The organism is Paenibacillus pasadenensis, from assembly GCF_002864175.1.
Classification (GTDB): Bacteria; Bacillota; Bacilli; order Paenibacillales; family Paenibacillaceae; genus Paenibacillus_O; species Paenibacillus_O pasadenensis.
The window spans coordinates 1-12,657 of sequence record NZ_NFEZ01000002.1; the positions used below are offsets into that span (position 1 = coordinate 1).

The following is a 12,657-nucleotide window of genomic DNA, read 5'->3' on the forward strand; positions in this document are numbered from 1 at the left end:
GCGCTCGCCGCCGGCTGCGCGCTGCCGCCGTCCGGGCTCGCCGCCGTGCCGGCCTCGCCGCCGGCTCCCGCATCCGGCGGCTGGCGCTCCGCCGCGACCCCGCCGTCCGGCTCCGCCTGCTGCCGCTCGGCCAGCCGGCCTCCGCCGTCTCCGCTGCCGGCCGCGCCGGCATACAGCCAGGCCGTGCCGGCCACGACGAGCACGGCGGCGAGCGCGCCGAGGGCTTTGCGCTTTCGTTTCAACCACTCGCTGAAGCTGTGCATCCCATGCATCTCCCTGCCGCCGGACGCGGACGTCCGGAAAATAAAAAGCATCCTCCCGCCGCTGGCGGAAAGATGCCGAAAAAGCTGCCTCATGGCCGGCTTCGCGGATGGAAGCGGACGCGCGGCGGCCGGCATCCTCCCATCCTCGTGGGCAAGACCGGTCTTGCGCCGGCGGGCAGGTCTCCTGGCTTCGCTTCATCGCGGGACCGCCCTCCTTCCCGCTCTCCTCTCTCGGATCGCAGTGGAGCGGGCGGCCGCTCGGCGCTACAGTGGCGGGACCGCGCCGAACTCGCATCGGCTTCCCTATTAAGCTTCCGGAAGGTGGATCGGCTCCGGCAAGCGCCCGTCGGCTGATCGCTCGGCCCCGGCGCTGCCGGAGCCGCTCGCGACTCTAATCAGCCTCCATTGTAGCAGATCGCGGCCAAAAAGATAATGAAAGGATGCCGCACGCCCCAGCCCTGCCAGACGTTTTTTTTGCACATGCTTAACCTTCAGCGGCATTCATGGTTCACGGCCGAAAGGAAAACGTGACGTTCGGATTGGACGCGCTCACCGTATAGATCCGGTTCGATCCGCTTTCCCAGACGACAGCGCCCGATCCGTCCTTTTTGATCTCCTTGAACTCGATGTTCGCCCCGGCCGGCAGCTTCGCCGTGACGGTCCAGGTCGGATAGGCCGCCGCCGAGCCGGGTCCGACCGCCTTCGCGGGGTCCCAGCCGCCCAGCTCGGCGATGCTGCCGGCGATGAACACGTTCTGGCCCATGACCGTCGCGGCGTTCTGAATCGTAAATGTCACCTGCACCAGCCCCTGCTCCGGCTTCGCCGCGCTGACCGCGCCGTCCTTGATCCACGCTTCTCTCCCGGAGACGGCATAGCCCGGCTGCTGCGCCGCCGGCTGCTGAGCGCCGTTGGAGCTGAAGATGACCTTGGCCTGGCTCCAGGAAGGGAGCGCGTAGCGGTACCAGCCGTCTCCCTCGTCCGTCATCGCCGTTCCCGGCCAGGCCGGACCGGTGCGGACCGGGCTGACGCTGTCGTCATAATAATAAACGCTCGGCGTTCCCCATCCGGATGGCTTGTAGAAGTGCACGACGATGCCCGCGGCCGGCGTCGGCGTCGGCACCGGCGTGGCGCTCGGCGTCGGGCTCGGCGCCGCAGTCGGATTCGGCGTCGCGCTCGGACTCGGCGTCGCGGATGGCGCGGCCGTCGGACTCGGGCTTGGCGCCGCGTCCTGATACAGGACGGCGATCTTGCCGCCGCCGAGGGTGCCGGTGATGCGGCCGCTGGACACCGTGAAGCTGCCGCCGCCGGAAGCGCGGTTCGCATAGGTGCCGCTCGCCAGATTCGTCGGCGAGTCGATCCGGATCTCTCCGCCGAGATTGACGATGACGACGCCCTTCGCGCCCCGCTCCACCAGCATCGTCTGGCTGCCCTGCGTGCGCAGGTACTCGCCCTGGCCGGCCATCGCGTTGTGGAACTTGTTCACCGCCGCCACGTCGCCGTCGCGCCAGAGGCCGCGTCCCGGCTGGCCGAGCGGGCTGCCGAACTTGCCGCTGCCGGCCGGGCGGTCGAAGAACAGCGACGTTGTCTGCGCCCGCGCCGCGATCAGCGCCCAGCCCATCTTCAGCTGATAGTCGGTCATGCCGGTCGATTCGCCGCTGTCGTTGGCATAGGTGTCATGCGACTCGACCCACGTCACCAGCTTGGACGGGTTCACGCTGCCGGCCTGGAACGGCTGGGCGAGCGCCACGTTCGGACTGCCGCCGAAGCCGACTGCCCGCCGCACCTCATGTCCATAGCTCGAAGCCGTCAGGCTCATGTAGTCCGCATAGCCGGCAAAATTGTCCGCCCCGCCCTGCAGCACCTCGCCGTAGACGAACAGCTCCTGCCGGCTGCTCAGCGAGCCGAGCACTCGCGGCCAGAAGTTCGAGCCTCCCGGATCGCCGGGCAGCTCGATATGCTTGGCGGCATCGAAGCGGAATCCGTCCGCGCCGAGCGCCACGGCATCGTTCAGGAACGCGATCACCTTGTCCTGCAGCCCTTGGCTGCCGGTATTCAGGTCCGGCAGGCCGATGCCCCATTGCGTCACCTGCCAGCGGTCGTTCCAGTTGTCGACGCCGCGCGCCTCATGCCAATACGAGGTGTTGTTCCGGATATCCGGATCGACGTTCGTCGCCGGCGTGTACGTCAGGCTGCCGCCGCCGGCATTGCCCGTATGGTTGGCGACGACGTCGACGATGATGTCGATGCCGTACTTCTCCGCCTCCGCGCACAGCTGGCGGAACTGCTCGCGATTGCCGAGCTGGGCGTTGCCGATCGCGAAGTTCGTCGGCTGGTACAGCACCCACCACTGGCTGCCTTCCTTGAGCGGCTCCTTGTTTCCCTGGATCGGCGACGTCTGGATCGACTTGAAGCCCGCGGCCGCGATCGCCGGGAGCTGCGCCTTGATGTTGTCGAACGACCAGTTCCAGGCATGGAAAATGACGCCGTCCTTGGCGTCCGCCGGCAAGCCGTACTCCTGTGCCGCCGCAGCAGCCGTCCCGGCGGCGAGTCCAGAGGGACTTCCCGGCGCGAGCCCCGCTCCGGCGATCGTCTGGAGCAGCAGCGCTCCGGCCAGGGCGATTCCCCAGCGGGATCTAAGCTTGTTGAACATCAACCATTCTCCTTTGCATTCTGAAATGAGGCAGCGGCATGCGCCGCCTTTATTGGAAAACGCTTTCATAAAAGGAAAGCCATGCGCCTTCCCCCTTCCCGAGCCCCTCCTTCCATCCGGATTGTCGCGCTTCGAGGCTCGACGCCCCCTTTATGCAAGCGCTTGCACTTAGATGTCCCCCTCATTATGCAAACCTTTGCATAATCTGTCAAGCCGGACTAAAGTCCCTCCTTCTCCGCTTGCCGAACGCGGCCCGCAGGAGGATCGTCGTCCTGAAAAAAAAGCGTTCGACCGGCTCCGCAGAGCCGGTCGAACGCTTGCCGGGATTCGTATCGGGAGCGGGGCTCCCGCTGCGCGCCTGCCGTCGACGCCGGCGGCGCTAGCGCTGCAGCACCGCGATCGCGCCGGGCGCGAGGCTGCCGGCCAGCTTGCCGTTCGTGACGAGGAACGTGCCGCCGGCGGAAGCATGGCTGTCGTAGCTGCCGGACGGCAGCGCGGTGTCCGCCTCCACCTGGGCGGCCGATGCGCCGGCGTTGAGCAGCACGGCTCCCTTTTCCCCGCGCTCGATCAGCAGCACGTCCGGTCCGAGCGCCTGCAGCCGCTCGCCCTCGCCCGCCATCGCGTTGTGGAACCGGTTCAGCGCCGCGATGTCGGGATCCCGCCACAGCTCGCCGCCCGGCTCGCCGATGCGTGCCGCGAACTTGCCTCCGCCCGCCGGGCGGTTGAAGAACAGCGGATTCGAGCCGGCGCGCGAAGCGACGATCGCCCAGCCGAGCTTCAGTTGCTCGTCGGTCATCGCGGTCGATTCCTCGCTGTCGTTGGCGTAGGTGTCATGGGATTCGACCCAGGTCACGAGCTTCGCCGGATCGACCTGGCTCGCCTTGAAGTCCTCCGCCAGCGATACGTCCGGCGTCCCGCCGAAGCCGACCGCATGGCGCACCGACTCCCCGTAGCGCGAAGCGGTCAGATGCAGGAATTCCGCATAAGACGGGTAGCGGTCCGCGCCGCCCTGCAGCACCTCGCCGTAGAGGAACAGCCTTTCCTTATCGTCCAGCGCGCCGAGCACCCGCGGCCAGAAATTCGACGGCGTCCGGTCGTCCGGCAGCTCGATATGCTTCGCCGCATCGAAGCGGAATCCGTCCGCGCCAAGGGCGACCGCATCGTTCAGGAACGCGATCACCTTGTCCTGCAGCGCCTCGTTGGCGGTGTTGAGATCCGGCAAGCCGATGCCCCACTGCGTCACCTGGCCGCGAGCGTTCCAATCGAGCACCCCCTTGGCCTCATGCCAGAAGTCCGGGTTCGCGAGCAGCTCCGGGTCGACGTTCTTGGCCGGCCGATGCGCCAGCTCGCCGCCGCCGGCGTTGCCCATATGGTTGGCGACGACGTCGACGATGATGCTGATGCCGTGCTTCTCGGCCTCCTCGCACAGCTGCTGGAACTGCTCCCGCGTCCCGAGCTGCGAGTTGCCGATGCCGAAGCCGGTCGGCTGGTACAGGATCCACCACTGGCTGCCGTTCGTCAAAGGCTCCTTGTTCGGCTGCACCGGCGATGTCTGCACCGATTTGAAGCCTGCCTCGGCAAGCTCCGGCAGCTTCTCCCGGATCGCGTCGAACGACCAGTTCCAGGCGTGGAACATGACGCCGTCCTCCGTCTTTTCCGGCAGCCCTCCGCTCGCATCCGCGTCGTCGCCGACCCTCCCGCTCATGAAGCCGGCGTAGGTGACGCTCAGCAGGACCAGCAGCAGGATGCCGCCGACTAGCGCGTAGGCCCAGCGGGGAACTCTCTTCTCTTGTTCTTGGTTTTCGTTCATTGCGGTTCGAATCGTCCCTTCTGACCCCTGTCTGAACTCTCACCTGACAGCATATCCAATTGCGCCTCCCGATGGCAAGGCGGCCGCCGCCCCGCGGCAACACTTCCGCCGCTGCCGGCAGGCGGCTAGCGGCGCGGTTGCGGCAGGCTCGCGGGGAGCCGCGCCGGAGCGGCAGCGGCACGGCGGGCGAGCCGGAGCGCCAGCGGCACGGCGGGCGAGCCGGAGCGCCAGCGGCACGGCGGGCGAGCCGGAGCGCCAACGGCACGGCGGGCGAGCCGGAGCGCCAGCGGCACGGCGGGCGAGCCGGAGCGCCAGCGGCCGTGACTGCAGCCGTAAGCGGCTAGCGGCGATTCGTCGGCCGGCTGGTGCTGCCACGGCGCGGTTGCGCAAACGTTTTCTCATACCTTCTCATTATGCTGAGCTGGCCGCTAGTCTGTCAACCGGCGATGTGCCTCGACTTCCGCACATGGACCGTCACGGACGGATGTTGCCCCTGACGGCGCAGCAGTCACGCTAGCTCGCTTCTTAACGGCAAAAACGTCGTTAGGGAGCTCCGCAGTCGCGCTAGCTCGCTCCTTAACGGCAAAAACGTCGTTAGGGAGCTCCGCAGTCGCGCTAGCTCGCTCCTTAACGACAAAAACGTCGTTAGGGAGCTCCGCAGTCACGCTAGCTCGCTCCTTAGTGGTAACTTCAAGCAATCGAAGTGCCCCGACTACCGCCGTGCAATCGAAAGGAGCAGGCTCTCGATCAGGGTAACGTCCGGCAACCTACAGACATGCTTTCCTTCTAGTGCCCTATGATTCCGCGGTAGAAGATCCAAGATCGATCGCTAAAAGCGGAATCGAAACTCTCGTTTTGATTGGACGGCAACTGGAGCAGAAGATGGCTCCGAAGCTGACCTTAACGCAGGCCAAGAAGTCCTTCCGCCAAAAAAACGAACCAACGGCTCCGCCGAGGCGAAGCCGCTGGTTCTGGAGAAAAGACTGGCAGGAAGACTGGCTCATCGCGAAGCGTACGCTTGATCAGCCCCGCTCCGACAGCCGCGTCAGCAGCACGGCCGCCTCGGCTCTCGTTGCCGGCTGTTCGGCTCCGAAGCGTCCGCCGCCTCGGCCTTGAAGCAAGCCTTCGCCGGCAGCGCCATAGACGAACGGCTTCGCCCATGCCGGAATGGCCTCCTCGTCCGCAAAACGCGGCACGGACCCGTCGTCGCCCAAGGACGCCCCCGTCGTGCGGACGAGCATCGCGGCCAGCTCCTCCCTCGTGACCGGACGATGCGGCCGGAAGCTGCGATCCTCGTAGCCGGATAGGATCCCGCCTGCAAGAGCGGCGCCGATCGCATCTGAGGCCCAAGCCGGGATCGATGCCTGATCGGCGAATGTACCCGACGCCAGCGGAGCCGCTCCGCCCCGTTGCCGCTCCAGCATGACGATCCACTCGGCGCGGGTGACGGCCGCATCCGGACGGAAGCGGCCGGCTTCATCGCCGCGCACCAGTCCCAGCGCCTGCGCGCGAATGATGTCCGCCTCCGCCCAGTGGCCGACGACATCCGCGAATGGCGTGGGTGTTGGTGTTGGTGTTGGTGTTGGTGTTGGTGTTGATGTTGGTGTTGGTGTTGGTGTTGGTGTTGGTGTTGATGTTGGTGTTGGCGTTGATGTTGGTGTTGGTGTTGGTGTTGATGTTGGTGTTGGTGTTGGCGTTGATGTTGGTGTTGATGTTGGTGTTGATGTCTCCGTCGGTGTCGGCGTCCCCGTCGGTGTCGGCGTCCCCGTCGGTGTCGGCGTCCCCGTCGGTGTCGGCGTCCCCGTCGGCGTCGGCGTCCCCGTCGGTGTCGGCGTCGGCGTCGGCCGCTCGCCTTTGACGAGCGTGAAGGCGACGGCGGCAGCGGCGGCTCTCGCGCTTTCGTTGCCTGCCGCATCAGTCGCCGTCACGACGTAGCGGTACGCGCCCGGAGCGAGATCACCGATAGCCGCCGCCGCGACGGAGCCGTCTGCAAGGCTCGCGCCCAGCGGCACCGCAGCGCCAAGCTCGCCGGCATCGACGACCCCGTCGGCGTCGGCGTCGCTCCAGAGATAGGCGCGCATCGCCGCTCCCGGCTCGCTCGCCGCGCCGGCCGCCCCCTGCAGGCGATCCGGCGTGCCGGCGTATTCATCGACCGCGGAGAAGCGCGACGCGTCGACCGCAGGCGGCGTCGTATCCGGCGCCGGCTCATCCTCCACGATCGTGACCGTCACGGCCGAGACGGCTCCGAGCGTCGCTTTGCCCGTCGGCGACTCCAGCCGCAGCCGGAACGAGCGGTCTCCTTGGTACGACGCATCATCCTTTACAAAGACGTTGTACGAAACGCTCGTCTCCCCCGCCTCGATCAGCAGCAGCTCGTCGACCGGCTGGTAGTCCCGGCCTGCCAGCGCCGTGCCGTCCTCGCTGCGCAGCCGGACCTTGAGCCTGCCCAGCCCGCTGCCGCTCCGGGTGACCGTCAGCTCGGCATGTCCGTCCGCTTCGCCGACCGTCGCTTCCGCCTCGGCAAAAGCAAGCTCGCCCTCCGCCTGGCTCAGCAGCGAGTAGATGCCCGTACCGCTCGCCGCCGCCAGATCGGAGATGCCGTCGCCGTTGAAGTCTCCCGCCGCATAGTAGGCCAGCTGGACGGGCGCCGTCGAAAAGGCGGCCGCCGGCTCGAACGTCCCGTCTCCGCGGCCGCGATGGAAATACGATTCGATGCTGCCGCTCTGCCGGCCCGAAACGACGTCGAGCACGCCGTCGCCGTCGAAATCCGCAAGCGCAGCGCCAAGCGGCTTGTCGCCTCCTGCATAAAGGGCGCGCGGCTCGAACGTCCCGTCTCCGCGGCCGAGCAGCACGCCGATGCCGTTCGTTCCGTTGAGCGCCGCCACGAGATCCAGATGTCTGTCTCCGTTCAGATCGGCCTGGGCCAGGCCTTGCGGGGAGAGGCCAAGCGGCACGTTGTACGACGCCCCGAACCGGAGCGCTCCCGTACCGGGCAGGATCGTCAAATAATCGACGGATTCGGCATCGTTGACCAGCACGAGATCCACAAGCCCGTCCCCGTTGAAATCGCCGGCGAGCATGCCCCGATTTCTCGTTCCTGCCGGGATCGTTTCATGCTGCTTGAGCGTGCCCGCATCGTTTTCGTACATCGTGACCGAGTCTGACATGCGGTTGCCGACCGCAAGGTCGATGTCTCCGTCGCCATCCAGATCGGCAGCCGCCATGCCGAACGGATAATTCACGCCGCCGAGCGCCTCGGCGGTCCGGAAGCCGCCTGCTCCGTCCCCGTAAAGCACATGGACCGAATTGGCCTCTGAACAGGCGACCGCGGCATCGAGACGCCCGTCGCCGTCGAAGTCGGCGAGCTCGGCCATGCGCGGTCTGAATCCGACCCCGACGGAAGCCTGCTTGTCGAAAGTCCCGTCGCCGCGTCCAAGCATCACGAAGACGCGATCGGCTAGCAATTCGAGCACGAGGACGTCCTCGTTTCCGTCCCCGTTGAAATCCCCTGTCCGGATCGCGACGGAAGTTCCGTCGTCGATCTTGGACTGGACGTGGCTCAGTCCCGCCGCTTCCGCGCGTCCCGGCCCGACCGCCAGCCCCGAGCCGACCAAAGATACGCTGAGCGCGGCCGCCATGAGCCGGCGCCAGCGCCATGCTGCTGCTTTCATCCTTTGTTCCTCCCCATTCCAAGCTCACACTACGACTCTATCCTACCTATCGGCGGAAACGAGGAAAAACCTTCCCCCGAAGGAAGGAAGGCGGTGCCAGCTGAAGCATGGCTCTGCATGAAGCATGGCTCTGGATGGAGAAAGGCTGAGCCGACTCGGCCCAGCCCTTCATCAAGCGGCCCGTCAAGGCCGCCTCTCAGGCGCGGTCCGCGTAAACCGCCATCGCTTCCTTCATGAAGGCCGCAAGCCCCTCGCCGAAGCGGTCGATGTTCGCCGTAAAGCGCTCGTCGGCGACATACATCTCGCCGAGCTGGCGGAACATCTCCGGCGAGTAGGCCGTGAACCGCTGCAGGAAAGCGTACCACTCCCCGATCGCCGCCTGCGCCTCCGCCGATGCGGGCGGCTGCTCGCGCAGCGACGCCAGCCGGCGGTACAGCGCGTTCATCTACTCCTGCCCCTGCTCGCCCATCGCTTTCGCTTTCTCGCCCGCTTCGTCCACGGCCTGGTCTCCCCAGCGCTCCCGCGCCTCCTGCTCGTACGGATTCGCCCCGAAGTCGAAGCCCTCGAACCGCTGCTTGTCGCTCATATCCATCTCTCCTTGTTCATGTCGGATCGTCCGCTCGACGTTGGCGATCAAGACGTCCAGACGCCTCCGCTTCTCCAGCAGCAGGTCGCGGTGCAGCCGCAGCGCTTCCTCCTCGCGGTAGCCGGGATCGTGCAGGATCGCCTTGATCTGCTTCAAAGGGAAGCCGAGCTCGCGGAAAAACAGAATCTGCTGCAGCGTCTTCAGGTCGCGCGGCGAGTACAGCCGGTAGCCCGATTCGGTCGCTTCCTCCGGATGAAGCAGCCCGATCTCGTCATAATGGTGCAGCGTCCGGACGCTCACCCCGGCCAGCTCCGCCGCTTCCTTCACCTTCAGCATCCGTTTTCCGCCTCCCTTCCGCTTCAGCATAAGGCCTCACGCAGCGTGAGGGTCAACCGTTTTTTTCGGGATGGAGCGCCTAGGTGTGATATAGTGGAAAAAAGCTCGTCCGCCAAAGGAGGCCATCCGTTCCCGCCATGATTCCTCATCGCATTTCCTTACGGCCGCGTCTGCGCCGGCTGCTGCCGCTCGCCGGCCTCGCCCTGCTGCTGCTGCTTGCCGCCTGCGGAGGAGGCTCCGCCCCCGCTTCGGGCGGGGACCCCGAATCCGGCTCCTCGGCCGGCCACGCCGATCATGCCGACCACGCCTCCGGCGACCTGCGCGAGGAGACCGCTTCGGCCGACACGCTGCCGAAATTCCTCGACGCCCAGCCGGAGCAGATCCGCATCGTCTACGCCGCCTCCGCCAAAGCCGCCGAGCTGCTCTCGACGATGCCGTGCTACTGCGGCTGCATGGAGAGCGTCGGGCACAAGAGCAACCTGAACTGCTTCATCCATGAGATGCGCGAGGACGGCTCCGTCATCTGGGACGACCACGGCACGCGCTGCGGCGTCTGCCTGCAGATCGCCGCCGAGTCGATCTCGATGATGGCCGAAGGCAAGTCGCCGGAGGAGATCCGCCAGACGATCGAGGACATGTACGCCGCCTGACGGTCGAGAGAGGCGCGTCCGGCCCGACGAGGAGCCGGGCGCCCCGCCAGGCGCGGTCTGCCTTGAAGCGCCAACGGCCTGCACAGCCTTGACCGAGGCTCTGGCCTGCACGGTCCTGACCGAGGCTCTCCTGATCGTGAAAATCAAGCCGCCGCTCCCGCCTGCGAAGCCAGCCCGAGCCCCCGCCTTGCGCGCGGAGCTCGGGCTGTTCGGCTTGGCGCTCGAAGGACAGCATCGCGCCCGCTACCCCTCCAGCCAGCGGACGATGCGCTCGATCGGCAGCGCCTCGACGCGGCGGCCCTCCTGCCCGGTCATGCCGATGCCCGCGCACAAGGAATTCCAGATCGCCTCCTCGGTCGCCTCCGCCGCCGCGCGGAAGGCGTCCGCGAGCGTCGGGCCGTCCTCCCGCAGCGAGCGGCGCGCCGGCGCGAGCTCGTCCGGCTCATGGGCGACGCGCTCCGCTGTGCTGAAGGCGACGACGATGTCGCCGCTGCCGTGATCGGCCGCCGAGCCCGTGCGGGCGAGCCCGAACGCGGCCCGCTTGGCGAGCCGCTTCAGCTGACGGGCGTCGAGCGGCAGATCCGTCGCCAGCACGATGATGATCGAGCCGTCCTCGGAGCGCTCGGGCTGGGGCTGGGACAGCGTGAAGGAGCCGCTGCCGCCTTCTCCCGCTCCTTCGCCCCCCTGCTCCATGCCGGCAAGCGGCCGGCTCGCGTCCTTACGCGCCGCGGCTGCCTGCTCCTCCAGCCAGCGCCCGACCGGGCGGCCGAGCAGCGTCAGCTCGGCGCGCCGGCCGAAGTTGCTCAGCACGAGCGCCCCGACCGTGCCGCTGCCCTGCTCCGTCCGCACGAGCCGGGACGAGCTGCCGATGCCGCCTTTATAGCCGAAGCAGACCATGCCGGTGCCGGCTCCGACCGCGCCTTCCTCGGGAGGCACGCCCTCCGCCGAGCCGCGGGCGAGCCGGACCGCGCGCTCGGCATGCTCCGGCCGCACATGCAGGCCGCGCATGTCGTTCAGGTAGCGGTCGTTGCACTCCGCCGCCACGATGTTGATCGAGCCGGCTTCGCCGCCGACGCCCTCGTCCTGCTCCATCATGGCGCGCAGCCCGCCCTCGAGCGCGGCGCCGACGCCGAACGTATTCGTCAGCAGGATCGGCGCCTCCAGCGTGCCGAGCTCCTCGATCTGCACGAGCCCCGCCGTCTTGCCGAAGCCGTTCACGACGTAGGCGGCAGCGGGCACCTTTTCGCGAAACGGATTGCCGCCATGCGGCAGGATCGCCGTCACGCCGGTGCGCACCGCATGCCCCGGCTCGTCCCGGATCAGCGTCACATGCGCCGTCCGCACGCCAGCCACATCCGTGATGGCGTTGACGGGACCGGGCGGCAGTCCTCCGATCCGAACTCCGTGTTCGCGCAGCCGTTTCCTTTCATGGGCCTTTTCCATCGTCGATCTCTCCCTCCCTGCCGAAGCGCACGCAGGCAAGACAGCCACGGCATCCGCATTCCCCGCCATGCTCTTGCCCTCGCCTGCCGCTGTCGGCTGTTCCGATTCCAGTGTAGCCTTCCGGCTGCCGGTTGAAAAGCAGGGATGGCGTCCCCGCCTGCAAAAGAAAAGACATCTGCCCCGGGGAGTCCCGGAACAGATGTCGCGCTTCACGTCCCGGCGGCCGCTCAGAGCGCCTTCGGGATCAGATTGATGTGGTCGAGGTCCGTGCCTTTGACGTCGTTGAAGATGAAGTCGAGCTGATAGTCGCCGCGCACGTAGCTGAGCTTCTTCTGCTTCTTGCCGCCCGACGTGAACACGGTGGAAGCCTGCGGCATGAACCACTGCTGGACGAGCAGGTCGCGCGTCATGCCGCCGATGTTCGTCTGGCGCTCGACGTTCGTGCCGAAGTAGCGCATCTCGGCGACGACGTTGTCGCGGTCGTAGCGGAGCGCGTAGCCGGGATGGCCCATCTCGGCGTGATAGAAGTCGAACCCGCCGGCCGTCTTGCGCGGCTCCGGCGCCTCGCCGAGCTGGTCGATGACCTGCTGGCGGGTCGTCACGCCGACCGTGAAGCCGTTGAAGTTCGGGAACTGGCCCTCGAGCGCCGGCTTGTACATCGCCATCAGCTTCTCCATCGCCATTTTCTGATCCGAGGCCGACGCCGCTGCGGCCGGCTTGGCTGCCGCATGGGCCGCCTCCTGCGGCAGCGAGGCTCCGAATCCGGCGACGACGGCCGCCGCCAGCACCGAGAGGGCGGCTTTTTTAACGTTTGCTTTCATGGTGAACGCCTCCTTTTGGTTCTATTACCCATCCGCAGGATGTTTGGCCCGCTTCGGGGTAAATATTTTAGATATAAATAATTAACGATGCATAGATCCAGACGGAGCGCGCGGCGGAAAGGTTGCAGAGCCTCGGCTCGGCCAGGGAGTAGAGAGTTCCTTCAATCGCGGGAATCCGGCGCTTCGGCTCGGCCAGGGAGCCGAGAGTTCCTTGAATCGCAAGAATACGGGGCTTCGGCTCGGACAGGGAGCCGGGAGTGCCTTCAATCGCGGGAATCCAGGGGGGGGCGGCCCGACCAGGGAGTCGAGAGTGCCTTCAATCGTGGGAATACAGGGGGGCGGCTCGGCCAGGGAGCCGAGAGTTCCTTCAATCGCGGGAATACGGGGCTTCGGCTCGGCCAGGGAGCCGGGAGTGCCTTCAATCGCG

Annotated in this window: 8 protein-coding genes, 1 pseudogene and 1 riboswitch; of the genes and pseudogenes, 2 read left to right on the forward strand and 7 right to left on the reverse strand. The window is 67.0% G+C overall.

Annotated elements, in window-relative coordinates; translation table 11 throughout:
• From B8V81_RS03195 to B8V81_RS03205, 3 genes are all read right to left on the reverse strand, one after another.
• The coding region (locus tag B8V81_RS03195) for a hypothetical protein (protein ID WP_219623302.1) at nucleotides 1-263 on the reverse strand (263 nt) is incomplete at its 3' end.
• Between the two features lie 157 nt (nucleotides 264-420).
• Nucleotides 421-625, reverse strand: a riboswitch (cobalamin riboswitch).
• 146 nt (nucleotides 626-771) lie between these two features.
• Complete coding sequence (locus tag B8V81_RS03200; protein ID WP_052333159.1) at nucleotides 772-2,913, reverse strand: carbohydrate-binding module family 20 domain-containing protein; 2,142 nt, start codon at nucleotides 2,911-2,913, stop codon at nucleotides 772-774.
• A gap of 379 nt (nucleotides 2,914-3,292) precedes the next feature.
• Complete coding sequence (locus tag B8V81_RS03205) at nucleotides 3,293-4,723, reverse strand: alpha-amylase family glycosyl hydrolase (protein WP_244912709.1); 1,431 nt, start codon at nucleotides 4,721-4,723, stop codon at nucleotides 3,293-3,295.
• 137 nt (nucleotides 4,724-4,860) lie between these two features.
• On the opposite strand from B8V81_RS03205, the gene B8V81_RS24690 reads away from it, so the two are divergent.
• Nucleotides 4,861-5,067, forward strand: a complete 207-nt coding sequence (locus B8V81_RS24690; protein WP_146000451.1) for a hypothetical protein — start codon at nucleotides 4,861-4,863, stop codon at nucleotides 5,065-5,067.
• Nucleotides 5,068-5,745: 678 nt separating this feature from the next.
• Here the strand turns inward: B8V81_RS24690 and B8V81_RS03215 are convergent.
• On the reverse strand, nucleotides 5,746-8,394 hold the full coding sequence (locus B8V81_RS03215; protein WP_101807706.1) for an FG-GAP-like repeat-containing protein: 2,649 nt from the start codon (nucleotides 8,392-8,394) through the stop codon (nucleotides 5,746-5,748).
• Nucleotides 8,395-8,590: 196 nt separating this feature from the next.
• Nucleotides 8,591-9,316: pseudogene (locus tag B8V81_RS03220) on the reverse strand (MerR family transcriptional regulator).
• A gap of 137 nt (nucleotides 9,317-9,453) precedes the next feature.
• On the opposite strand from B8V81_RS03220, the gene B8V81_RS03225 reads away from it, so the two are divergent.
• Nucleotides 9,454-9,966, forward strand: coding sequence for a PCYCGC motif-containing (lipo)protein (locus B8V81_RS03225; RefSeq protein WP_101807707.1), 513 nt, complete (start codon nucleotides 9,454-9,456; stop codon nucleotides 9,964-9,966).
• A 243-nt stretch (nucleotides 9,967-10,209) separates the two neighbouring features.
• Here the strand turns inward: B8V81_RS03225 and B8V81_RS03230 are convergent, their stop codons facing one another.
• A complete protein-coding gene (locus tag B8V81_RS03230; protein WP_101807708.1) occupies nucleotides 10,210-11,409 on the reverse strand; it encodes a DmpA family aminopeptidase in 1,200 nt (399 codons plus the stop codon).
• A gap of 227 nt (nucleotides 11,410-11,636) precedes the next feature.
• Nucleotides 11,637-12,230: a YjgB family protein gene (locus tag B8V81_RS03235; protein ID WP_101807709.1), complete on the reverse strand. Its 594-nt coding sequence runs from the start codon at nucleotides 12,228-12,230 to the stop codon at nucleotides 11,637-11,639.
• Nucleotides 12,231-12,657 lie beyond the last annotated feature (427 nt).

Bases quoted from the DNA above. Each gene is read 5' to 3' on its own strand.
- B8V81_RS03235 (WP_101807709.1), bottom strand. From the start codon at position 12,230: ATGAAAGCAAACGTTAAAAAAGCCGCCCTCTCGGTGCTGGCGGCGGCC.
- B8V81_RS03205 (WP_244912709.1), bottom strand. From the start codon at position 4,723: ATGAACGAAAACCAAGAACAAGAGAAGAGAGTTCCCCGCTGGGCCTAC.
- B8V81_RS03225 (WP_101807707.1), top strand. From the start codon at position 9,454: ATGATTCCTCATCGCATTTCCTTACGGCCGCGTCTGCGCCGGCTGCTG.
- B8V81_RS03215 (WP_101807706.1), bottom strand. From the start codon at position 8,394: ATGAAAGCAGCAGCATGGCGCTGGCGCCGGCTCATGGCGGCCGCGCTC.
- B8V81_RS03200 (WP_052333159.1), bottom strand. From the start codon at position 2,913: ATGTTCAACAAGCTTAGATCCCGCTGGGGAATCGCCCTGGCCGGAGCG.
- B8V81_RS03230 (WP_101807708.1), bottom strand. From the start codon at position 11,409: ATGGAAAAGGCCCATGAAAGGAAACGGCTGCGCGAACACGGAGTTCGG.